Below are 23,234 nucleotides of genomic sequence, written 5' to 3'. Positions count from 1 at the left end.
GCAACGCTAAACCGAGATATCCAGCCGACTGATCTTGCCCTGCTCATCGAGCCGGAAGGTGTAGCGCAACTCCAACGGGCTGCCGGGGAACGTCCCGGAGATCAGGTTTTGCACCAGCACCTTGCCAGTACGTTGCTGAACATTGAGGACTTCCACCCGTGGCTGGAAACGTTGGGCGGTGTCTTCCATCCATTGGGCGATGGCCTGGGTGCCTGCACGGTGCTGGCCTTCATCGAACACGTTGGCATCCTCGGCGAAGTAACGCGTCACCGCCGAACTGTCACGGGCATTGGCGGCCGCAATGTAGCCGGCGATGGCCGGGGCCAGGGAAGAGACGGGGTTGGACATGGCATGGCTCCTTGTTTTATCGATCTGGCCCCATGCTAGAACAGCACTGTGTCAGTTTTTGTCAGGAGTGAACCGCCCGGTTTCATCCAACTTCATCAGGGCAAACCAGTCCCGCAGCAAATCACTGCGCCGCCCGGGATAGCGCTCGCCCTGCTCGGTGGCAGCGGCAATCCGATCGGTGCGAAAAGTCCGATAGGCACCGCGCAATTCACACCAGGCCACCACCACCCGCGCCTCATTGAAAAAGCCCAGCGCCAGGGCCAGATCAAGCGTTGGCTCGGGGTCTTGTTCACATCGGCGTAATCGATGTGCAGCTTGGCCTGGGCGCGAATGGCCTGGCGGTAGACATTCAGTTCCACGGTGTTCTGCGGATAGCCATAACCCGGTGGGCCGGGCAGTACCGTGGGGTTGCGCAAGGCGTCCCGTACATCGGGCGCCAGCACCGCGGCGACCTTCGCCAGGGCGTCGGCGGCGGCCTTGCCCAGCACCTCGTCGGCGCGCTGATCGACGTAGCGCAAACCCAGCACAATGGCCTCGATTTCATCGGCGGTGAACATCAGTGGCGGCAGGAACAGGCCACTGCGCAACACATAACCGATGCCCGCCTCGCCCTGGATCGGCGCGCCGAGGGCCGTGAGTTCGGCGATATCACGGTACAAGGTGCGCTCGGAAACATTCAGTTCGCCCGCCAATGCCGCAGCAGTGACTGGGCAACGCTTGCCCCGCAAGACTTGCAGCAAAGTGAGCAGCCGAGTGGTACGCGACACGATGGACAGTCCGTAAGGAAAAAGTTGACGCAGATTAGCAGAGGCTGGTGTCAGAAACTGTCAGGAGCCTTGGTTCACGGTCACCCCAGCAACATACTGGCTTTGTGGCGAGGGGATTTATCCCCGCTGTGGCGCGAAGCGGCCCCAAAATGGATGATCTAGCCCGACTCGACTGGTTGGATTCAGATTTTTGGGACTGCTGCGCAGTCCAACGGGGATAAATCCCCTCGCCACAAGGGTTCGTTTTTTCATTCTTTGAGAGTCTATCCATGCGCAGAATCCTCGGCTTTTCCCTTCTCCTGATGCTGCTCAGCCTGAGCGCCTGCGCCCTCTTTCCTCACCGCGATCCGCTGAACATCAACGTGGTCGGCATCGAGCCGTTGCCCAACCAGGGCCTGGAGGTGCGTTTCGCCGTGAAACTGCGCGTGCAGAACCCCAACGAAACCGCCATCGACTACAACGGCGTGGCGCTGGACCTGGAGGTCAACGGCCGTACGCTGGCGACGGGAGTCAGTGACCAGTCCGGCTCCATCCCACGCTTTTCCGAGGCGATCGTGAGCGTCCCGGTGAGCATTTCGGCGTTTTCCGTGCTGCGCCAGACCCTGGGCCTGAGCCAGACCCAAAGCCTGGACAACCTGCCCTATGTGCTCAAGGGCAAGCTCGCCGGTGGTGTATTCGGTACCCTGCGCTTCGTCGACCGCGGCACCCTCGACCTGCCGGGTTCCGCGGCCAACTGGTGAATCAAGCGATGAAACGCACACCGGGCTTGGCGCGCTCGTCCACCACCAGTTCGAACACATCCGGCCTGGCGTAGTGCCCCACCACGTCATAGTCGTAGCGCGCCCGTACCAGCTCATCGGTGTCGATTTCGGCGGTCAGCAACCCGGCGATGTCTTTCAGCGGCCCGGCCAACACATCGCCCATGGGGCCGACGATCACACTGCCGCCAGCAATCAATGCACGCTCGGCCGGCCAGTTCGCAACCTCGATGCCCAATGCCTGTGGCGAGGCCTGGACCTGACAGGCGCTGACCACGAAGCAACGTCCTTCGTGGGCAATATGGCGCATGGTCACCTGCCACATCTCCCGCTCATCCACCGTCGGCGCACACCAGACCTCCACGCCTTTGGCGTACATCGCGGTGCGCAGCAGCGGCATCATGTTTTCCCAGCACACCGCCGCGCCAACCCGGCCGACCTGGCTGTCGATCACCGGCAAGGTCGAACCATCGCCCTTGCCCCAGATCAGCCGCTCGGTGCCGGTAGGCATCAACTTGCGGTGCCTGGCCACCAGGCCCGCCTCCGGCTCGAAATACAGCGCGGTGCAATATAGGGTGCTGCCGGCCCGCTCGATGACGCCCAGCACCAGGCTCGCCCCGGTGCGCGCCGACAGCCCGGCCAACGCCTCGGTTTCAACGCCGGGCACGTCGATGGCATTGGCAAAGTAACGGGCAAACGCCTCACGTCCTTCCGGCAGGCGGTAACCCAATTGAGTGCCGAAGCCTTCGCCCTTGGGATAGCCACCGAGCAAGGCTTCGGGCATCACCACCAAGCGGGCACCGGCCTCGCGGATGGCGTTTTCATAGGAAAGGATCTGCGCCAGGGTCGCGTCCTTGCCACCCGGCAACGAACCGATCTGCAGGGCAGCCACAATGGATTTGGGCATGGTCTTTCAACTCCTTGATCATCAGGTATTGCTGATTCTCAAGGAGCGGTCGATCATGAATAAAGCCCCGAATGCTGCTAAATGATATGAGCCTCATGAATATCGCCGATATCGACCTCAATCTGCTCAAGACCTTCGAAGCCCTGCATGACGAATCCAGCGCCAGCCGTGCCGCCCTGCGCCTGGGCGTGACCCAGTCGGCCATCAGCGCGGCCCTGCGCAGGCTTCGCGGTTTGTATGACGATCAATTATTCGTGCGCACGGGCCGGGGCCTGGCGCCGACGCTGCGGGCCAATCAACTGAAACCGGTGATCAGCGAAGCCCTGGACAAATGTCGCCAGAGCCTGGCGATGGTCGATCCGGGTGCCAGCCACTATGAGGGCCGCTCGGTCATCGTCGGCCTGTCGGACGATTTCGAGATTGCCCATGGGCGCCGCCTGATCGACGAAGTGGCCCGGCGTGCGCCGGGGTTGCGCTTGATTTTCCGCCAGACCCACAGCAAGATCGTCGGCCGGGCCCTGATGGAGCGCAGCCTTGACCTGGCGATCACCGCAGGTGGTTTCGCGCAGCGCTTGCTCAGCCGCCAGGTGTTGGGCGAAGGCGATTACGCCTGCCTCCTGGACCCGGCGAGCCTGGCGCAGGGCCAACAAACCCTCAGCCTGGAAGCGTTCGTGGCCCGTGAGCATTTGCTGGTGTCTTCAGGGGGCTTCATCGGCATCACCGATGAAGGGCTGGCCGGGCTTGGCCTGAGCCGGCGGGTCTGCGCCTCGACCACTCACTTTGCCGCGTTGCCGTTCCTGCTCAAGGGCAGCCAGGCAGTGGCGACCATCCCGACCCATGCCGCCCGGGCCATCGCGGGCCTCAGTGGCCTGGCCTTGCTGCCCTGCCCCCTGGCGCTGCCCCGCTACCCCATCGAGCTGGGATGGCGAACCCACACGCAAATGGACCCGGCAGTGCTCAAGGTTCGCGAAGCCATTGCGGCAACATTTGCCTAAGGCTTATTTGTTGGCAGCCATCAGTCGGTTGACTTCACTGCGCACCATGTTGGCGTATTCCGGCGGCGACATACCGTCCAGTTCGGCACGCACCCACTCGGCCCACTTGCCCTTGCGCTTGGAGCGCTCGCCGAACAGGCGGGCGGCATCGCCCTTGGCCTTGCCCAGGTTGTTTTGCCACAGTTCAAAGAGTCGGGATTTTTCGTCTTCCAGCGCAGCGCGCTCGGCCAGGGGCTTGTCAGCCAGATTGAAGCTCATGGGAATTACCTGTTGCGTAAATAGCCGCCATCTTACACCTTGCAGGGAAACGTCTTAACCACGATTTGTGTTGGGCTGCGCTACCAAGGCCGAACGTGCAACTTTTGTGCAAGCGCAGCACTCCATTGTTCAACGCCATCTCAGCAAGGAGTACTTCAATGGCCCGTAAAAACACCGTGCAAGCGAATGGAGAGCAAATCAAGGATCAAGCTTTCAGCGAACTGAAGGCGTTGATCGAAGAGTCGGAGAAGCTGCTCAAAAGCAGTGCCTCGCTGGTAGGCGAAGACGCTGAGGACCTGCGGGGCCAGATCTCCCAGAAACTGCAGCAAGCGCTTGATTCGGTTGCCAGCGCGCGGGAACGCACCCGTCCCATGGTCGATGCCACCGAGGTCTACATCGGTGGCCACCCATGGCAGACCGTGGCGATTTCCGCCGGTTTCGGGCTGGTGGTGGGCTTGCTGCTGGGACGGCGTTGAGCAACAGCCCTCAGAACGCCCAAGAGATTTTCTAAGTGGTTAGTCCTGTGGGAGCGAGCCTGCTCGCGATAGCGATATGTCAGGCGACATTAGTTCTGCTGAACTACCGCTATCGCGAGCAGGCTCGCTCCCACAGGGGGGTGAGTAGGCATGCGATGTGTGCACACTCACAAGGCCTTGCCTCAGGCAGCAGGGTCCGCCCGCAGGATCGACGCATCCTCCCCTCGATACAACGCCTCGACTTTCCCTGCCCGCCACTGCAATACCGCCCGCTGGTTAATCGAGCCCTTGTCGGTGATTTCACCTCGATCAATGGACGCCGGTTCATCGAGCAAGGCAATCCACTCCATCCGACTGGCATTGCCGCTGGCTTGGCGGTTCAGGCGTTGCAACCAGTCGGCGAACCATTGGCGTACCGGTTCGCTGGCGAGAACCTCGGCATCGCTGGCATCCGCGCCCAGGCCTGAAAGACGTCGGCACTCAGCAAGCCGTGGAAACACCAGCGCGCCCAGGCACTCGCGATCCGGCGCGGTGATCACCAGGTCCTGGACGTAGGGCGTGCCCTCCAGCACCGCCCGGTTGCGCAGCGGCCCAACGCTGACGAACACACCGGAAGACAACTTGAAATCCTCGGCGATCCGCCCATCGAACATCAGTCCCAGTTGCGGATTGCCGGGATCGGCCAGCTTGATTGCATCCCCCGAGCAATAGAAACCGTCCTCGTCGAATACCTCAAGGGTCTGCTGCGGCGAGCGCCAGTAGCCAGGCATGATGTGCGGCCCGCGAAAGCGCCCTTCGAACTTGCCGTCCACCGGCACCAGGCGCACTTCGCAACCGGGGGCCGGAAGGCCAATGTAGCCGGCCATGGACAATGGCCCGGTGGTGAAGGTGCAGGACGGCGACGCCTCGGTCATGCCCAGGCCCGCCATCATGCGGATCCGTTCGCCGCAATGCTGCTCGGCAACCTTGTCGAGCCGGTCCCAGGTGCTTTGGGACAAACCTGCCGCGGCAAAGAAGAACAGGCTGATGCGCTTGAAAAAGCGCTCGCGCAACTCACCGTCCTGCTCCAGGGCGCTGACCAGTTCCTCCCAGCCCTTGGGCACGGTCAGGTAGGCAGTGGGCGAAATTTCCTTGAGGTTGCGCAGGGTTTCGGCGAAACCTTGGGCAGTGGGTTTGCCGTTGTCCAGGTAGAACGTGCCGCCGTTGTACAGCACGATGCCGACGTTATGACTGCCACCGAACGTGTGGTTCCACGGCAACCAGTCCACCAGCACCGGCGGCTCTTCGCCGAACACCGGAAAGGTTTGCAGAAGCATTTGCTGATTGGCGCAAAGCATACGCTGGGTGGTGATCACCGCCTTGGGCAACTTGGTGGAGCCAGAGGTAAACAAGAACTTGGCGATGCTGTCCGGGCCTGTGGCGGCGAACGCCTGCTCGGCCTCGACGCCGCCGGGTTGCGCCAGCAGGCTGGCGAAGCTTGTCCTGGACCGGCCGGCCATCTCGCCACGTACCGTAATCAAGGGAACATTCGCCGGCAGTACAGCAGTGATCGCACGTTCGAACGGTGCGGCTTCGCTGACAAACACCAGCCCCGGCTGCAATAGATCGCAGACGTGGCGCAGCTTGGCGAAATCCTGGGAGAGCAATGAATAAGCCGGCGATACCGGGCAATAGGGAATACCGGCGTACATCGCGCCGAGGGCCATTTGCAGGTGTTCGATGTCGTTGCCCGAGAGCAGCGCCAAGGGTTTTTCCGCCGACAAACCGTAACCGAGCAGGCTTTGGGCGATGGCCCGGACACTGTCAAGCATCTGCGCGTAGCTGACCCGGCGCCAGTCACCGCTGGCCTCACGGGCCGCGATAAACGTCTGCTGTGGGCGCACCTCGGCCCAGTGCACCAGGCGTTCGAGCAAACGTGCCGGCAGCGGGGCCAGGGGCTCCAGGGAACGCATGTGCAAGATGCCACGTTCTTCTCGGACTTCGACGGCAGGATGACCAATCGACACCTGGCGATAGCGCCCGGCCTCGGGTCGGGAGGATGATCTGGACTCGGAACTCACGTACATTTCCTCCACCAAGGCACGCTCGGGTCGCGATACGAGCGGAGCGTGGCAGCACTGGGCTGCGGCCTTGTCATTGTTATTCTGGCCTGCATCGGGGCGACGGCGTTCAAGGCTCGGCCCCCCAATGCGACGGATTTCAGATCGGGTAATGCCGGGGGCCGTTCTGCAAGGTCACCCAACGCAACTGAGTGAAATGCTCGATGGACGCCTTGCCGCCAAAGCTGCCGTAACCACTGGACTTGACCCCACCGAAGGGCATCTGCGCCTCGTCGTGCACGGTCGGCCCGTTGATGTGGCAAATGCCCGACTCGACCCGCTGGGCCAAGGCCAGCGCACGGCTCGTGTCGCGACTGAAGATGGCAGCCGACAGGCCGAACTCGGAATCGTTGGCCAGGCGCAGCAGCTCTTCATCGCCGTTACCGCGCAGCAACACTGCCACCGGCCCGAAGGACTCTTCGCGGTACAGGCGCATCTGCGCAGTGACGCCGTCGAGCAAGGTCGGTTGCAGGATGCTGCCTTCCAACTGCCCACCCGTAACCAGCCTTGCACCTTTGGCGAGGGCATCGTCGATCAGCCCCTTGATGCGCTGGCCGGCACCGGCATCGACCAACGAGCCCAGCACCGAATCACTGGCCGCCGGATCGCCAGCGCGCAGGGTGGCGATCTTGGCAGTCAGCCGGGCGACGAACTCATCCGCCACGCGGGCATCGACGATCAGTCGCTCGGTGGACATGCAGATCTGGCCCTGGTTGAAGTAAGCCCCGAAGGCCGCCGCTTGCACGGCGGCGTCCAGATCGGCGTCGTCCAGCACCAACAGCGGCGCCTTGCCGCCCAGTTCCAGCAAGGCCGGCTTGAGATGGCGCGCCGACAGTTCGCCGACAATGCGCCCGACGTGGGTCGAGCCGGTGAAATTGACCCGGCGTACCGCCGGGTTGGCGATCAACCGTTCGACAATGGCCGGCGCGTCCGCAGGTGCGTTACAGATCACGTTGACCACACCGTCACCCAACCCTGCGTCTTGCAGTACCTGGCCGATCAGCCGGTGCACCGCCGGGCTTATCTCGGAAGCCTTGAGCACCACGGTGTTACCGCAGGCCAGGGGCATGGCGATGGCCCGGGTGGCGAGAATCACCGGGGCGTTCCAGGGGGCGATGCCCAGCACCACACCGCAGGGCTGGCGCAGGGCCATGGCGAAACTGCCAGGCACGTCGGAAGGAATGATTTCGCCATTGATCTGGGTGGTCATCGACGCGGCTTCGCGGAGCATGTTCGCCGCCAGGTGCACGTTGAAACCGTACCAGTTGGCCATGGCGCCGGTCTCGCCGACCGCGGCGATAAACTCACCGCTACGAGCCTGCAACTGCTCGGCCGCCCGCAACAGACGCGTGCGGCGCTCGTTGGGCGCCAGGGCGGCCCAGGTGGGAAACGCGGCTTGGGCCGCGGCCACGGCGGCGTCGGCATCTTCCAGGGTGGCGGCGGCCACGCGCGAGACCACTTCACCGGTCACCGGGTTGCAGCGCTCGAAGGTCCGGCCGTCACGGGCGGGGCACGACTGACCGCCGATCAACAGGGGCACGTCCAGCATGGTGATTCCTCTTTATTGTCTTTATCGGGAATGCATCGCAGTGGTGTAACAGTAGCGTCAGGGCGACGCAGCGAACAGCGGGATGCGGCCCGCTATTCACTTGTCGACTCAGCGCTTATAGGTCTGCAAGCCAGGTTTGATGCTCTTGTCGTCGAGGAACTGCTTCATCCCCTGCTCGCGGCCACCCTCGGTGTCGAGCAGGCGCGACTGGTCGAGCTTGGCGTACAGGTAATCCTCGTTCTGCTCCCAGGTCAGTTCGCGGCAACGCTTGAAGCCATGCTTGGCGGCGCGCAGCACCACCGGGTTCTTTTCCAGCAGGTTGCGCGCCAGCTCCAGAGTGACTTCACGCAATTGCGCCAGGGGCACGCTTTCATTGACCAGGCCCATCTCGGCAGCTTTCTGCCCGCCGAAGGTCTTGCCGGTCATGATGTAGTACAGCGACTGGCGGTGGCCCACGGTGTCGGCCATGGCCTTGCTGACCAGGTTGCCGGGCGGGATGCCCCAGTTGATTTCCGAGAGACCGAAGGTCGCCTCATCGGCGCAGATCGCCAGGTCGCACGCCACCAACGGGCTGAAACCGCCGCCGAAGCACCAGCCATTGACCATGGCGATGGTCGGCTTGGCGTACATGCGCAGCAGCTTCCATTGCCACTGCGAGGCTTCGCGACGGATTTTCTCCTGGAGGATTTCCGGCCCGGCGTCCACTTCGCGGAAATACTCCTTGAGGTCCATGCCGGCGGTCCAGGCATCACCGGCCCCGGTCAGCACCAATACGCCTGCGGCCGGATCCTGCTCCAGGGTCTCGAGCACATCGATCATCTCGCGGTTGAGGGTCGGGCTCATGGCGTTGCGTTTTTCCGGACGATTGAGGGTGACCCAGGCAATGCCCTCCTCGATATCGACCTTAACCGTTTTCCAGCGACCTTCGTAATTGCTCATGCTGCGTGCTCTCTTGTTCTGGGCTGTAGATGATCAAAAACTAAACCGGAAAATTAGTTATGTCAATTAACTATTAGCTAATTTATCTGTATTTCTTTCGCGGTCCTGGAGGAGCAGCAAATCAACAAATATGTGTTTCACCGTAGCCATGGCGCCCAAACCCCGGCAAACTGGATAGCCTTGTTAATTACTCACTTTGAGGATGCTTTCTGCGATGGCCAAGTCTTCCAAGCCTGCCGAACCCGCCGAACTCCTGGCTGCCGGCACCGAGGCGCAGGCGCCGCTGGACTCTGCGCTGGATGACCTGATCGGTTATGCCCTGCGCCGTGCCCAGTTGAAACTGTTCCAGAACCTGATCGGCCGGCTCGCCGCCCACGATCTGCGGCCGGCCCAATTTTCGGCGTTGGCGATCATCGACCAGAACCCCGGCTTGATGCAGGCCGACCTGGCCAAGGCCCTGGCGATCGAACCGCCGCAAGTAGTGCCGCTGTTGAACAAACTCGAAAGCCGGGCCCTGGCCGTGCGGGTACGCTGCAAGCCAGACAAGCGCTCCTATGGGATATTCCTCAGCAAGACCGGCGAAACCTTGCTCAAGGAACTCAAGCAGATTGCCGCACAGAGCGACCTGGACTCCACGGCAGCCCTTTCGGGTGGCGAGCGGGAGGAGTTGCTGCGGTTGCTGAAGAAGGTTTATCAGCAGTAAGAGCCAGCGCGCTCAGGTCCTAAACTGTGCAACAGCCTCACGTAATTCATGTTCCAGACTCTCCAGGTCACCACACGCCAGCACCACCTGCTGATTAACTCCCGCGCAATGCTCGGCCTCGTTTCGCACCTGCCTGACATTGCGGCCCACCTCCTCGGCCACAACACTTTGCTGCTGAGCGCTGGCAGCGTTTTGCTGGTTCATCTGCTCGATGGTCGACACTGCACCGGCGATGCCACCCAATGCGGTACTCACCTGATCGGCAAGCGACACGGTGTCTGCCATCAAACGCCCGCACCCTTGGATCTGCTCGACGCTGTGCCGGGAAAGATGCTGTAAACCGGCGATCAGCGTCTCGATCTTGTGGGTCGATTCCTGGGTCCGTCGCGCCAGCGCACGTACTTCATCGGCGACCACGGCAAAACCGCGCCCCTGCTCCCCCGCCCGGGCGGCTTCGATTGCGGCATTGAGCGCTAGCAGGTTGGTCTGTTCGGCGATCGAGGTAATCACATCGACGACGGTACCGATACTCTCGACCTGCTGTTGCAAGGAGTGGATGGCCTGCTCGGAACGCACCATCTCAGCCGCTAAACGATCGATCTGCTCACTCGCCCGTTGCACGATCTGCTCGCCACGGCGCGCCTGGTTATCCGCTTCGTCGGCCGCTTGCGAGGCTTGCTCGGCGTTCTGTGCCACCTGCTGGACAGTGATCGTCATTTGTTGCATGGCCGTGGCCGCGTGCTCGGTCTCGACCCGTTGGCGTTGGGCAGCGCCATGACTCTGGGTACTGAATGCACCCAGCGCCGCGGTCGTTTGCCCAAGGCCTGCAACACTCGATCCGATGCGCGTGACCAGTTGGCGCAAATTGGCTGTCATGTCCTCCACCGCCGCCATCAACTCTCCCAACTCGTCTCGTCGTGCAGTCATGTTATTGGCTGCACCACTCAAGTCGCCGTGGGCAATACGCTGGGCAGCCTGCAACGCTTCGCGCAGGGGCACGACGATCAGATGACGGATAACCAGGGAGGCCAACAACGCCAGGACGACGATCACCACGGCCCCCACTGCTTGCAGCCGCATGACTGAATGGCCGCGTTCGCCCATCTGTACCTGCCTGTCGGCGGCGGCCTGTTCGACCTGGCTCAATACGGTTTGCGCCTGGGCGTCCATCTGCACGGCGGTTTGTTTGCTTAGCCCACGGCTCTCGCGATAGCGCGCAAACGCCTTGCGATATTCGACCAAAGCCGCCTTTGCCGCCGCCAGGGACGCCTCGGAGCTCTCATCCACCCGGCCCTGGAGCAACTCCAGGGCGTTGCTCATTTCCTCCACCAATTCGTCCCAGCGTTGGAGAGCAGCCGGTGCGCCCTCGCCCACATAGACAAACTCGTTATTGCGGGCGACCAGCAATTTTCGCAGCAGTGCCGAGGCCTGTTCTGCCAGGCTCAGCGGATCACCCTCCAGCGCCTGGCCGCTGTTCAATACGTCGCGTACCTGGTCGTACATATCCAGTTCGACAGTCTCGAACTGCAGGCGGGCCTGCTCAGCCTGTTCCTGCATATGACGCAACGCCTCTGCCGCCAGGCGTTGGTGATCGACAAACTGTGCGAACTGGCCTTGGTAATCCTCGATGGATCGCTGCATCGCGGTCAGCAAGGGCACATCGGTGGCAGTTACCTGCGCCTTTACCGCCTGGAGCCGAGCGCCGAGTGTGCCTATCAGTTCCTTGACCTCGCGCATCGCCAGGGGCTCGGGATCCAGTGCGTAGGTTTTCTCGGCATTGCGCATCTGCAGCGTCAGGTGATTGATCTCCACCATGGTGCTGACCTGTAGGCTGTGTTCAAGCAGGCTGGCGGTGGCATACAGACCCTGGGCGATAGCGACCACCGCGAGCAGGGAAACCAGGCCGAAACCGAGCAGCAGTTTCTGCCCCACCGAACAGTCGACGAGCAACCGGGCAGTTTTCTTCAGCATTGTTCTTATCCTTATGCCTGAAGGGAATTCAGCAGCATTGTTGGCGTATCCAGGCCCGGGCAAGCCGCGTTGGCTTGCCCGGCCCACCTCCATGGTTGCCAGCGTGCCGCCTGTCAGCCCTCTTCGACCGGCTGCAACGCGCTGGCAACCTCAGGCTTTTTTGCGAACAACCGTTTCGGCAACAGGAAGTACGCCAAAGCCGGCAGCAGGATCAGCGCGCCAAGCATGTTCACCAGGAACATGAAGGCCAGCAGGATGCCCATGTCGGCCTGAAACTTGATCGGCGAGAAAGCCCAGGTCGCCACGGCGATGGCCAGGCTGATGCCGGTCAATAGCACCACCTTGCCGGTGAATAACAGCGCGCGGTAGTAGGCCTCGGACAGCGTGGCGCCAGCACGCATGTGCGTCAGGATGACGCTCAGCACGTAGAGCGCATAGTCGACACCAATGCCCACCCCCAGGGCGATCACTGGCAAGGTCGCCACCTTGACCCCCATGCCGAGGCCGACCATCAATGCCTCGCAGAGGATCGAGGTGAGCATCAGCGGCAGCACGGCGGCAAGCACCGCACGCCAGGAACGGAAGGTCACCCAGCAGAGCAGGATCACCGCACCGTAGACCCAGAACAGCATCTCGCGCATGGCTTTCTTCACCACGATATTGGTCGCCGCCTCGATCCCGGCGCTCCCCGCGGCAAGCATGAACTTCACCTCCGGCAGGTGCTGTTGGGCGATAAACGCTTCGCTGGCCTGCACCACCCGTTCCAGGGTTTCGGCCTTATGGTCGGCCAGGTAAACGTAGAGCGAGAGCAGTGAACAGCCCTGGTTGAACAGTTCTCGTGGCGCGCGCGTCTGTACCGCGCCGAGAGCGCCGTCGTTGGGGATCAACTCGTACCACTTGAAGTTGCCCTCGTTATAACCGGCGGCGGCGATCTTGCTCAGGGCGGCCATGGAGTTGGTCGATTCGACGCCCGGCAATTGCTCGAGCTGCCAGGCCAGGGCGTCCACCGCCGCCAGGGTTGTGTAACGGGTGCATTGGTCTTCCGGGGTTTTCACCATGACCACGAAGATGTCCGAACTGGCCGCATAGTTTTGCGTCATGAAGGCTGCATCGCGGTTGTAGCGCGAGTCTGGGCGTAGCTCCGGGGCGCCGGGATCGAGGTCGCCGATCTTCAAGTGCAGGCTGATGGCGAAACCACCGATCGCCAGGGCCAGACCGGCCAGGCAAGCCACATAGGCCCAGGAGCGCCGGGTGAACAGATCGAGAAAACTCCAGAGCGGATGTTTGACGTTCGCTTTCAGCTCGGCGGTTTCCGCCCGCAAACTGCGCTCGGCCGCCTTGGCGCCGACGCCGATATAACTGAGCAAAATAGGCAGCAGGATCAGGTTGGTGAAGATCAGCACCGCCACGCCGATACTGGCGGTGATCGCCAGGTCCTGGATCACTCGGATCTTGATCACCATCAGCACGGCGAAGCCCACCGCATCGCAGAGCAACGCGGTCATGCCGGCGGCGAACAGCCGGCGGAAGGTATAGCGCGCAGCGACCACCCGGTGCGTGCCTCGACCGATGTCCTGCATGATGCCGTTCATCTTCTGCGCGCCGTGACTCATGCCGATGGCGAACACCAAAAAAGGCACCAGCGCCGAGTAAGGGTCAAGGTCGTAACCGAGGCTGGCGAGCAGGCCTATCTGCCAGAGCACCGCCACCAGCGAGCAGAGCACCACCAGCGACGTGCTGCGCGCACAACGGGTATACCAGTAGAGCACCGCCACGGTCACCAGCACGGCAACCACGAAGAACAGCATGACCTGGACCAATCCGGCGATCAGGTCGCCGATGATCTTGGTGAATCCGGTGATGTGAATCTGGATTCGATCGCTCTGGTACTTGTCGCGCAAGGCCTCCAATTGCCGGGAGAACTCGCCAGCATCCAAGGCCTTGCCGGTCACCGGATTGAGTTCCAGCAGCGGCACGAATATCACGCTGGACTGGAAATTGCCGGCCACCAGTTGGCCGATCTCACCGGAACGGGCCACATTGGTGCGTACCTGCTCCAGGCTCGCCGCAGAACCGTCATAGGCGTCCGGGATCACCGTACCGCCATCGAGCCCCTCCTCCGTCACCGCGGTCCAGCGGGTCGTCGGCGTCCATAACGACTTCATATAAGGTTTGTCGACGCCGGGCAGCAAATAGATCTCGTCGTTGAGCTTGGCCAGGACCTCGAGGTAGTCCTTGTCGAAGATACTGCCGTCCTTGATCTCCACCGCGATGCGAATCGAATTGCCCAAGCCGCTCAATTCGCTACGCCGCTCGAGAAAGTTGGCGACGTAAGGGTGAGAGGCCGGGATGGTCTTCTCGAAACTGGCGTTGAGGCCGATCTTGCTGGCCTGGAAACCCAGCACCAAGGTCACCAGCAAGCAGAGCAGAATCACCCAGGGCCGGTGGTTGAAAATCGCCCGCTCACCCAGGTTGCCGGAACGCGGATCGAAATCCTCCAGGCGGGCGATCACCACTTGCTGTTCAAGGGAGGGATTATGGTCGTTCACATCGGACTCCAAATTCGGCCGTGTAGGGCTCTGGCAGGTTGTTTCAGCGTTGGGCCGAGAAAAGGTCTTGGTTGAGACGGGTCGGGCCACTCATGCCGACGCAGATCAAACTGCCATCCGGGGCAGCCACTAAACCTGCAACCGAGGTGCCGGTCGGGCCGGCCAGGTGCCTAAAGCTGCTCCCTTGACTCGGACTGATCAGCAGATCGCCAGCCTGGCTGACCAGCACCAGCGCGCCGTCAGGCAGTTTGGTGGCCGCAGAAAACGCTACCTCCAAGCCGGTTTCGATGCGTCGCCAGCTGGCCCCCTGGTCGTTCGACCAATAAGCGTTGCCACGCAGCCCGAAGGCCACCAACGTTCCACCGGCGCCGCCCTGCAGGCCAAAAAAACTGCCGTCATAGGGCGAGTCCAGCGCCTGGAAGCTGCGACCGTTATCGCTGGAACGCAGCAGCAGACCGCGCTCACCCACGATGAACAGCGCGCCGCCGGCGGCGCGAATACCGTACAGATTGAGGCCCTCGGGGTTATCCACCTGTTGCATCCATGGCTGCCAGTTGTCGCCACCGTCCACGGTGCGCAGAATCAGGCCGTAGGCGCCGACGGCATAGCCGTTACGGCGGTCGCTGAAGTACAGGTCGAGAAATGGCTTGTCCGGGCCATCGGCAACCAGTCGCTCGGCGTCTTTGAGCTGCTTGGCGTCGTTGCCCTGTTGCGCCGCCACCAACGCCAGCTGCGCGGCGGCGACACCATCGAGTTGTTTGACCCAGGTTTCACCACCATCCGAGCTGTGAAGAATCACGCCCATATGGCCGACTGCCCAGCCCTGCTCGGCATCGACAAACTGCACCGCCGTCAGGCTGACGCTCACAGGCACGCGGGCTTGGCGCCAGTGTTTGCCGGAGTCATCAGAGAGCAGGACGATGCCGCGTTCGCCGACCGCCACCAGCCGTTCGCCGGCACGGGTTACCGCCAGCAGCACCGCATGGTCGGCCTTGGCACTTTGCAGCGCTGCCTGGTCGAGTAGCGAAATCCGCGGGCTGGCCGCGGCCCAACCTGGCACCAGCAATGCCGCCAGCAGCAAGGTCGCCGGCAGCACCCTCGTGAGTGAAAAGTTAACGATCATGTCTGCTCCAACCACCCATAAGAGTTATCCAAACGCTAATTGCACAACGCGCCGAACCTGGGGTTCGGCGCCCTGGGCAATCCGTTAGCGCATGCTGTCGCTGGCCATGGCATCCGGGGTGAAAAACGCGGACGGCGGACGTGGATAGCTCTGGTACTGCACGCCCAGGTCGTTGGCCGATGAGTTCAGGAAGTAGGCGCCGGTCTCCAGGTTGTAGCTGCCCCACATCATTTGCGCGGTCAGCGCGGGCATTTCAGGCGCCAGCAGCGTCAGCGAATAGTTATGCCGGCCCAACTTGCCTTGCGCGTCATACCCGTCGAGCAGCAGCACCTGCCAGGAGTCCTCGTCCACGTAATAGGTGCGCTTGGGCACCACGTGACGCTTGCCGTCCTTGAGCGTCGCGCTCACCACCCACACCCGGTGTTTCTCCCAGCGCACCAGATCCGGGTTGAGGAAGCCCGGCTTGACCAGCTCGTCGCTGGGTGCCGCCGCGGCGCGGTTGTTGTTGTAAGGCACCAGCAGCTCTTTCTTGCCGATCAGTTTGAGGTCGTGGCGGTCGGTCGGGCCGAAAATCATGAAGGCTTCGTCGAAAAAGCCGACGCCCGAGGTGACGAAGTCCGGCGTGTCATAGGCAATGTTCGGCGCACGCCGTACCCGACGTTGGCCAACCAGGTACTGCCAGGCGGCACGCTTGCCCGGATCCATGTCCCAATGGGTCATCAGCCCCTCGCCCGCCTTGGACGACGGGAGTTCCGTGGCCAGCTTGCCGATCAGAAACTTGCCATCAAAGGTATCCAGGCTGCCCTCTTTGAAGTAATAGGGATGCTGGTACCAGAAACGCGCGCGGGTGGCCTGGATCTTCTTGCCGCCAGCGGTCATCAGCCAGGTATCAAAAGGCGCATAGAAGGTGTCGCCACCCTGCCAGGACAGGCGGTAGTTCCACAACACCTCGGCACCGTTCTGCGGCAATGGGAAGGGAATCCCGCCATAAGCACCGCTGACTTTCTCGGTTTCCACCTCGAGGTTTGCACGGGTGGCGTTCTTCAGGGTGTTGTCATACACCCACTGCGGGGCAGCGGCACTGCGCCGGGTCGGATAGACGTCCAGGCGGTAGCCCGGATATTTCTGCAACAGGGCCTTGGTCCCCTCGGCCAACTGATCGGCGTACTGGGCCATGTTGGACGCGCTCACCGAATACAGCGGCTTGTCGGCAGCGAATGGGTCGGCACGCTTGTCGCCGTTCTTGTAGCCTGCCGGCGCTTTGGTGTAGCCACCGGTCCATTCGGGGATGCTGCCGTCTTTGTTACCGGCGCGCTCGGCGCCCATAGGTGTAAGGTCGGTATTAAGCCGTGCGGCCTGCTCAGGGGAAACCGCCGCCTGCACCAGGCCGGCGCTTAACAAGGCAATGGCCAGGGCCGAAATACGCAAGGAAAATTTGCTTTGCATAGCGGATGAAACCTCTTATTAGAATGTGGTTTTCACGTACATGGAGACGAAGTCACGGTCGGCCAGCGATTGCCCATAGCTGAAGTTGCCGTCTTCGCGCAGTCCCGCCTCCTTCTTGCCGAAGAAGTTCACGTAGTTCACGCCGAAGTCCCAGCGCTGCAAATAAGTGGCCTTGAGTCCGACGCTCCAGTCGCCGGCGTGGGTGTTGCCGAAACCGGCCTTGCTGACCGCCGAGGAACGCCCATCGAGTACCACTCCAAAGCCCACCGGTACGGTCAGGTCGAGGCCGTCGGCCACCTGGAAGTAGGCCGGCTCGGCCAGCACCCGCAGTGCGGTGGCGTCACGGGTGGTATTGGAGTCCAATGCCGCACGGTTCTCGGTAACGCTGAGGGTGCGGTTCCAGGCCAGTTCGGCGAGTACCGAACCGCCGTCCCATAATGCGTTGGGCGACAGCAGGTAAATGGTCGAGAGGTTGACGTGCGCGGTCTTGCCCTTGGCGTAGAGCGCGTTGTCGCTGTTGTCGGCCGCCATGCCAGGTGTCACCACCTGCAGGTTGCTCACCAGGGGCGCATCCCAACGCACCGAGCTTTCGCCGGCGAAGTTGAACGGGCCGTGAGCGGTGGAGAAGCTGACGCCGACGGTCTTGATGTCTTCGGCGTAGACCTGGCGGTAGGAGCCGAGGATCGGCAGCCCGGTAGCGGCCGCCGCTGCACCATCCAGGTAGGCATAGAGTGCGCTCGGGGCCTTGTCGTGATACTTCGCGGCGTAGAAGCCCAGCTCAAGCTCCGTGCCTTCGGGCTTGTAGCGCAGTTGCATGCCGCCCTGCCCGCTATTTTTGGCTTCGATGTCAGAGGCATGAACGGTGGTGTTGCCAAACACCTCAGTCCAGTCGCCCGAACCTTTGCCGATGCCATCGTTATCGCTCAGGTAGCTGCCCGCACCCGGCAGGTTGGAACGCTCCCATTCGAACTGATAGTACGCACCCACCGACAACTGAGGGTTGATCTGCAACTGCCCGGACACTTGATTGACCGGCCGCAGGATTTCCTTGAACTGGGTACCTGGTACGCTGAGCAGCTTGACGATGTCGCTAGGCCCTTGGGCGGCGGCGATGCCGTTGCCACCGTAGAACAGGCTTTCGCCATAGATCAGGCTGTGTCGGCCGAGGCGCACGGTGCCCTGGCTTGCGTCACCGACATCGCCGCGCACGAACACGAAGGCGTCCAGCAACTCGGCGTCACGCCCGTGCAGTTCGCGGGTATCGTCGAGGAAGTGGCGCTGGTCGCTGCTGTCGGTGTCCTTGTTATAGACATCGTCGTACCAGGCCGCCCCGCTGAGGCGCAGGCCATAGTTTTCCCGACTCAGGTCCATTTCACTGAACAGGTCCAGGCGGTTGGAGACCAGGCCGCTGCTGAAGTTCTTGTCGCCCTGGCTTTGTATCGAGGGATACAAGCCTCCCGCCGTCGGCGCGTTGACCAGATTGTCGTCGGCGCCGTTGAGTCGCCAGGCCTGGCTGTATTTGATGGTGTTGTCCCAACGCAAACGCCATTCACTGTCGCCCAAGTCTATTTGTGCGGCTTGAGACTGGCCGGCCCAGCTCGCCAGACACACCGAGAGCGCCATGGCGGAACGCTTGAAGCCTGGATAGCAACGAGAGTTGTGCATGTTGTTCCTCATTATTCTTGTTGTTGGAAGCAGGTTTTATGAGCCGATCATTCGCTCGAAAACGACCGACAATGAATTGCGCGAAAAGGCGTGGCCCAAGGTTCCTCATTCAGACGTAAGTGGACGCCAGCCCCCCATCGACGGGCAGGTTGATGCCATTGACCCAGCGAGATTCGTCAGCGCACAGGAAGGCAATGGCGGCCGCCACCTCATCGGCGTAGGCCGGGCGTTTCATGCGGTGGGCGTCAGCGTCGATGCGCTCTTTACCGAGCATGGCGACGAAATCACCCAGGATTGGGGTGAACACCGGGCCCGGAGCCACGCAGTTCATGCGAACCGAGGTCTGCAAGAACCATGGCTGGGCCTGCAACGCGTTCCAGACGATCAAGGCTTCTTTGAAGTACTGGTAGCAGCTCTCCGGAGGCACCGGGTGTTCGGCCAACCAGGCCTGGCCATCCGCAAAACTGTCGGTACGGGCCAAGGCCTTGTGCAGATCCACCCGCAGTGGCCACTCCGCGCCCAGGATCGAAGCGACGTTGACGATGCTGCCACCGGCACGGATACGCGGCAGCAGCGCTGCGCAGAGATGGCGCAGCCCCAGATAATTGATCTGGGCAACCCGTTGTGGATCGGCGGTGCCCGGCACCCCGGCGATATTGCACAGGCCGTCGAGGGTGTCCGGTAACTGCCGCACCGCCGCGTCGATGGCATCCGGGTGACTGAGGTCAGCCTGGATGAAATGATCCAGGCTCAGGTGGGGCTCATTGCGATCCATGCCGATGACGATGGCGCCGTGGGCACGCAGGATTCGGGCGGTTTCGGCGCCAATGCCCGAGGACACCCCGGTCACGACTATCCTTTTACTGGTCAGCTTCATACGGGTTCCCCGATTCGTGCTTGTGCTGCCCGCGTTAGGGCGACAGCCAAGCCATATTGTTATTCGCCGAATTAGTTAATGTCGGTAACTAGTTGTAGCAAGCGATATGCCATCTCTGGACAATGACGAGGAAACCGCTCAAGCACGCGGCATTCAGCCTGAATAGGGAAAAACAGCGACAGGAAGGCGGGATGGAGCGCGTTAGAAAAGTGATGATTTCAGCAATTTCATGCTGCACTATGCGGATTATGATTACTCAAATTAAGGGTTTCTGATGGCAGACAAGCTGATTTCCCTGGCCGAACTCTCTCGTGATGCACAAAAGAAACCCGGACGTGGCGCCAGCGAGCAATTGCCACCCGGCGCCGCCCCTACCCTGCAGGACCTGACCGAATGCCTGCTGTTCAGCCCGGGCGATGGGCGCATCTGGTTGAACGGCGCGCGCATGCTGCTGATGCACAACAGCGGCATCGGCGCACTGCGCCGGGAGCTGATTGAAAGCATGGGCCTGGCCCGCGCCCGAGGGATCATGCTGCGCACCGGCTACCATTGCGGTGCCCGGGACGCCGCGTTGATCAAGGAACGCTTTCCCGAGGCCGATATCCTGGCGCTGTTTGCCGCCGGCCCGATCATCCATGCGATTGAAGGGGCGGTGAAGGTCGAGCCGGTGCACTTCGAATTCGACATGAACCTGGGAACCTATTACGGAGAGTTCCTCTGGCACCACTCCAGCGAAGATGATGAGCACATCGCCCAGTACGGCATCGGCACCGAGCCGGCCTGCTGGATGCAAACAGGCTATGCCACCGGATACACCTCGGCGATGGTCGGCCGGTTGATCGTCTACCGCGAGGTCGAATGCCGCTCCACCGGCTCGAGCATTTGCCGGCTGATCGGAAAACCCGCCGAGGAATGGGACGACGCCGAAGCGGACCTGGCCGACCTCAACGCCGAACCCTTCGTCAGCACCGGTGGACGCAGCGCCACGGCACCCAACCGCAGCGATAAAGGCGCCCTGCCCACTGGCCTGCAAGCGGGTCCGACACCGGCGCAAGACACCGACATGGTCGGTATTTCTTCAGCCTTCAACGCCGCTTGCCACATGTTAAGGCGGGTCGCGCCAACCCAGGCCACGGTGCTGTTCACCGGTGAGTCCGGGGTCGGCAAGGAAATGTTCGCCAGGATGCTGCACCGCATCAGCCCGCGTCACGATGAGCCCTTCGTCGCCATCAACTGCGCGGCCATTCCGGAAAACCTGATGGAGTCGGAGCTGTTCGGCGTCGAGCGCGGCGCCTACACCGGTGCCACTCAATCGCGCGCCGGGCGCTTCGAGCGCGCCGATGGCGGCACGCTGTTCCTGGACGAAATCGCCACCCTCAGCCTGGTGGCCCAGGGCAAGCTGCTGCGCGCACTTCAGGAAGGCGAGGTCGAGCGGGTTGGCGGCAGTCGCACCTTGAAGGTCGATGTGCGGGTGGTCGCCGCGACCAACGTCGACCTGCGCGCTGCGGCGCAGCGTGGCGAGTTCCGTGAAGACCTGTTCTTTCGCTTGAACGTGTTCCCGATCCACCTGCCGCCGTTGCGCGAACGCAAGGAAGACATCCCGCTGCTGATGACGCATTTCCTGCATCGCTTCACCCAGCGCCACGGCCGCCAGATCAGCGGCTTCACCCCGCGCACGGCCGACACCCTGCTGGCCTATGACTTCCCGGGCAATATTCGCGAGTTGCAGAACCTGGTGGAGCGCGGCGTGATCAGTGCTCCGGACGGCGGCGCAATCGACCTGGCGCACCTGTTTACCAGCGGCGAACGCCTGGCCTTGCCCATGTTCTCCATCGGCAAACGCGGCCAACTGGCCGCGGCACCGAACGACCAGGCACCCTCCCAGCGCACGACTGTCGCACCTGCCGATACAGGCAATGAAGCGATCCAGGCGTTGTTCGGCGGCAAGGACCTGAGCCGGCTGTCGCTGCAAGAGATCGAGGACACGATGATCGACCACTGCCTGAGCGAGGTGAAAGGCAATGTCTCCGAAGCGGCCCGCCGTCTCGGCCTGACTCGCGCGCAGTTGTCCTATCGCCTGTCGCGGCGGCCGATCAGCGAGTAAAAGGTTGTGCGGGAGCGCTCAAGCCACTTATGGGAATGAAATCATCGTGGCGAGGGGATTTATCCCCTCACCACAGGGCGCATGCTGGATAAAACATCGACTGAACATGCCGAGGGCCACTTCGACCCGCCGTTCGATCTGCTCGTCGGACCAGCTCTGTTGCACCCCAAGGGTGAAGAGCTTGAGCGGTTGGGAAATCAACAACGCGTCGATCAGTTCGATGGCCGCCTCGACATCCTCGTTTGCCAACAGCCCCTTGCCCGCCGCCTTGCCCAGCCAGCCACGCAACAGGCCCAGGCAGCGTTCGGCACCTTCCTGATACCAGATCCGGGCAATGCCCGGCGCAGTCTCGCGCCCCTGCGCGGCCATGAGATAGAGACCCAGGGCCAATGGCGAAAGGGTCAGGCGCGCCCATAGGGTCAGGTACATGCGCAACTCGCTGAGCAGATCCTCGGCGCAGTCGATACCGCTTTCCAGGAGCAGCTCGAGGGTGGATAAGTCGCGGGCCACCAACTGTGAGAGCAACGCTTCCTTACTGGCCACCAGTAGATACACGGTCTTCTTCGAGATGCCGGCGGCGCGGGCGATGGCGTCCATGGTGACATTGGCGAAGTTGCCGCTGCCAAGCGCCTGCGCCGCCGCGTCCAGCAGCAAACTCATCTGCTCCTCACGGCTGCGCAACGGAGGACGACCGCGCTTGGCGGGCTGCGCAGTGGTTTCAGGCATTACGAGCCCGGTTGATTGGCATGGTGCACGTGTCCTGACAGTGATGGTTTGGCCAAGGTGCCCAGCCTAGCGCAATGGGCTGAAAACGCCTTGCGCAAAGAGTCCTCGATGAGTTGCCAGGCCTCCTGAGCCGAGTCATCCGGCCCCAGGTGGGTGAACATATGATCGCAGCCGGCGAACATCCGCTCATGCACCGCCACGCCGGCCTGACGCAGTTTCTCTGCGTAGGCCTCGCCCTCAACGCGCAGAATGTCGTACTCGGCGGTGATCAGCGTGGTGGCGGGCATGCCCTGCAACGCCTCGAGCGGCACCCGCAAGGGCGAGGCCAGAGGGTCGTGCGCGTGGGCCGGATCACTCAGGTAGCAACTATTGAAGAAGCGCATCAGGCCCGTGCCAAGCAGCGGTTTGTCGAGGGGCGAGTGCTTCTGTTCGGGATCCAGGGCCAAGTCCAGCGCCGCATAATCGATGATCTGATGCACCACCCGCAGCCGCTGGTGTCCCCGCGCCAGATTGGCCACGCCGGTGGCCAGGTTGCCACCGGCGCTGTGCCCGCCGACGGCGATACACTGTGGGTCGATCCCCAAGGCCGTGGCCTGTCCGGCCAGCCACTCCAGCACCTCGAAGCTCTGTCGCACACCTGCGGGAAAGGGATGCTCTGGGGCCAGGACATAATCCAGATTGACCACCAGGCAACCGAGATTGTGTGCAAGCCGCCGGCAATAGCTGTCGTCATGCTCCGGCACCCCGGCCACGAAACCACCGCCATGCAGGTTCAGATAGACCGGCAAGGGCTCCACGGACGGCATATCGGGCCAATAGAACAGCGCCCGCGCCGGTCCCCAGGCCGTCGGGATGATTTTCTCTTCGACCGCGCGTAACGGATACGCCGCTGCGTCGTAGATGAACTTGGCTTTCATGCGCTTGGCAAAGGCCCGCAGCAGTTTGGCCTTGAAGGTTTGCATCGCGTTCATGGT

General features: G+C 62.3%; 19 protein-coding genes and 2 pseudogenes. 5 read left to right on the top strand and 16 right to left on the bottom strand.

The window, feature by feature from the left end:
- Positions 1–6: 6 nt before the first annotated feature.
- Both PBDP_RS14105 and PBDP_RS14100 read right to left on the bottom strand, forming a co-directional pair.
- Positions 7–348, bottom strand: a complete 342-nt coding sequence (locus tag PBDP_RS14105) for a nuclear transport factor 2 family protein (RefSeq protein WP_212802421.1) — start codon at positions 346–348, stop codon at positions 7–9.
- 51 nt (positions 349–399) lie between these two features.
- A pseudogene (locus PBDP_RS14100) lies at positions 400–1,115 on the bottom strand (helix-turn-helix transcriptional regulator).
- Positions 1,116–1,384: 269 nt separating this feature from the next.
- On the opposite strand from PBDP_RS14100, the gene PBDP_RS14095 reads away from it, so the two are divergent.
- Entirely contained in the window at positions 1,385–1,855 is a 471-nt protein-coding gene (locus PBDP_RS14095) for an LEA/WHy family protein (protein WP_109755346.1), read from the top strand.
- Between the two features lies 1 nt (position 1,856).
- On the opposite strand, the gene PBDP_RS14090 is transcribed toward PBDP_RS14095, so the two are convergent.
- Positions 1,857–2,780 carry a carbon-nitrogen hydrolase family protein gene (locus tag PBDP_RS14090; protein ID WP_163853768.1) on the bottom strand — a complete coding sequence of 308 codons (924 nt, stop codon included), beginning with the start codon at positions 2,778–2,780 and terminating at the stop codon, positions 1,857–1,859.
- An 86-nt stretch (positions 2,781–2,866) separates the two neighbouring features.
- Between PBDP_RS14090 and PBDP_RS14085 the strand changes: the two genes are divergently transcribed.
- Positions 2,867–3,775: a LysR family transcriptional regulator gene (locus PBDP_RS14085; protein ID WP_212802503.1), complete on the top strand. Its 909-nt coding sequence runs from the start codon at positions 2,867–2,869 to the stop codon at positions 3,773–3,775.
- A 3-nt stretch (positions 3,776–3,778) separates the two neighbouring features.
- Here the strand turns inward: PBDP_RS14085 and PBDP_RS14080 are convergent, their stop codons facing one another.
- Positions 3,779–4,033, bottom strand: coding sequence for a hypothetical protein (locus tag PBDP_RS14080; protein WP_003181187.1), 255 nt, complete (start codon positions 4,031–4,033; stop codon positions 3,779–3,781).
- A gap of 158 nt (positions 4,034–4,191) precedes the next feature.
- Here PBDP_RS14080 and PBDP_RS14075 point away from each other — a divergent pair, with 158 nt between their 5' ends.
- Positions 4,192–4,509, top strand: coding sequence for an ElaB/YgaM/YqjD family protein (locus tag PBDP_RS14075; protein WP_163853770.1), 318 nt, complete (start codon positions 4,192–4,194; stop codon positions 4,507–4,509).
- Positions 4,510–4,691: 182 nt separating this feature from the next.
- On the opposite strand, the gene PBDP_RS14070 is transcribed toward PBDP_RS14075, so the two are convergent.
- The 3 genes from PBDP_RS14070 to PBDP_RS14060 all read right to left on the bottom strand — a co-directional run bounded on the left by PBDP_RS14070 (position 4,692) and on the right by PBDP_RS14060 (position 9,096).
- Positions 4,692–6,569, bottom strand: a complete 1,878-nt coding sequence (locus PBDP_RS14070; protein WP_163853772.1) for a feruloyl-CoA synthase — start codon at positions 6,567–6,569, stop codon at positions 4,692–4,694.
- Between the two features lie 139 nt (positions 6,570–6,708).
- A complete protein-coding gene (locus PBDP_RS14065; protein WP_212802420.1) occupies positions 6,709–8,157 on the bottom strand; it encodes an aldehyde dehydrogenase in 1,449 nt (482 codons plus the stop codon).
- Positions 8,158–8,265: 108 nt separating this feature from the next.
- Positions 8,266–9,096 carry a p-hydroxycinnamoyl CoA hydratase/lyase gene (locus PBDP_RS14060; protein ID WP_109755341.1) on the bottom strand — a complete coding sequence of 277 codons (831 nt, stop codon included), beginning with the start codon at positions 9,094–9,096 and terminating at the stop codon, positions 8,266–8,268.
- Between the two features lie 214 nt (positions 9,097–9,310).
- On the opposite strand from PBDP_RS14060, the gene PBDP_RS14055 reads away from it, so the two are divergent.
- On the top strand, positions 9,311–9,799 hold the full coding sequence (locus tag PBDP_RS14055; RefSeq protein ID WP_109755340.1) for a MarR family winged helix-turn-helix transcriptional regulator: 489 nt from the start codon (positions 9,311–9,313) through the stop codon (positions 9,797–9,799).
- A 12-nt stretch (positions 9,800–9,811) separates the two neighbouring features.
- Here PBDP_RS14055 and PBDP_RS30305 read toward each other — a convergent pair whose 3' ends face one another.
- From PBDP_RS30305 to PBDP_RS14025, 7 genes and pseudogenes are all read right to left on the bottom strand, one after another.
- Positions 9,812–10,675, bottom strand: a complete 864-nt coding sequence (locus PBDP_RS30305; RefSeq protein ID WP_502936875.1) for a methyl-accepting chemotaxis protein — start codon at positions 10,673–10,675, stop codon at positions 9,812–9,814.
- Positions 10,667–11,770 (bottom strand): annotated as a pseudogene (locus tag PBDP_RS30300) (methyl-accepting chemotaxis protein); the annotation flags it as partial. The pseudogene PBDP_RS30300 and the gene PBDP_RS30305, both read right to left, overlap by 9 nt.
- Before the next feature lie 113 nt (positions 11,771–11,883).
- Positions 11,884–14,319, bottom strand: a complete 2,436-nt coding sequence (locus PBDP_RS14045) for an efflux RND transporter permease subunit (RefSeq protein ID WP_109755338.1) — start codon at positions 14,317–14,319, stop codon at positions 11,884–11,886.
- Between the two features lie 43 nt (positions 14,320–14,362).
- Entirely contained in the window at positions 14,363–15,442 is a 1,080-nt protein-coding gene (locus PBDP_RS14040; protein WP_212802418.1) for a WD40/YVTN/BNR-like repeat-containing protein, read from the bottom strand.
- Between the two features lie 84 nt (positions 15,443–15,526).
- Positions 15,527–16,888: a DUF1329 domain-containing protein gene (locus tag PBDP_RS14035; protein WP_109755336.1), complete on the bottom strand. Its 1,362-nt coding sequence runs from the start codon at positions 16,886–16,888 to the stop codon at positions 15,527–15,529.
- Positions 16,889–16,906: 18 nt separating this feature from the next.
- Positions 16,907–18,553: a DUF1302 domain-containing protein gene (locus PBDP_RS14030; protein WP_109755335.1), complete on the bottom strand. Its 1,647-nt coding sequence runs from the start codon at positions 18,551–18,553 to the stop codon at positions 16,907–16,909.
- 109 nt (positions 18,554–18,662) lie between these two features.
- Positions 18,663–19,430: a coniferyl-alcohol dehydrogenase gene (locus PBDP_RS14025; RefSeq protein ID WP_109755334.1), complete on the bottom strand. Its 768-nt coding sequence runs from the start codon at positions 19,428–19,430 to the stop codon at positions 18,663–18,665.
- 274 nt (positions 19,431–19,704) lie between these two features.
- On the opposite strand from PBDP_RS14025, the gene PBDP_RS14020 reads away from it, so the two are divergent.
- The gene (locus PBDP_RS14020) at positions 19,705–21,534 is read left to right on the top strand and encodes a sigma-54-dependent Fis family transcriptional regulator (protein WP_109755333.1); all 1,830 of its coding nucleotides are present in this window, start codon (positions 19,705–19,707) and stop codon (positions 21,532–21,534) included.
- A 27-nt stretch (positions 21,535–21,561) separates the two neighbouring features.
- Here the strand turns inward: PBDP_RS14020 and PBDP_RS14015 are convergent, their stop codons facing one another.
- Together PBDP_RS14015 and PBDP_RS14010 are read right to left on the bottom strand one after the other, a co-directional pair.
- Positions 21,562–22,260, bottom strand: a complete 699-nt coding sequence (locus PBDP_RS14015; protein ID WP_212802417.1) for a TetR/AcrR family transcriptional regulator — start codon at positions 22,258–22,260, stop codon at positions 21,562–21,564.
- Entirely contained in the window at positions 22,260–23,231 is a 972-nt protein-coding gene (locus PBDP_RS14010; protein ID WP_212802416.1) for an alpha/beta hydrolase, read from the bottom strand. Before PBDP_RS14010 ends, PBDP_RS14015 begins: the two co-directional genes overlap by 1 nt.
- Positions 23,232–23,234: the final 3 nt, after the last annotated feature.

Source organism: Pseudomonas sp. St290 (assembly GCF_018325805.1).
GTDB lineage: Bacteria > Pseudomonadota > Gammaproteobacteria > Pseudomonadales > Pseudomonadaceae > Aquipseudomonas > Aquipseudomonas bijieensis.
This window is presented reverse-complemented; position numbering and strand designations above follow the sequence as displayed.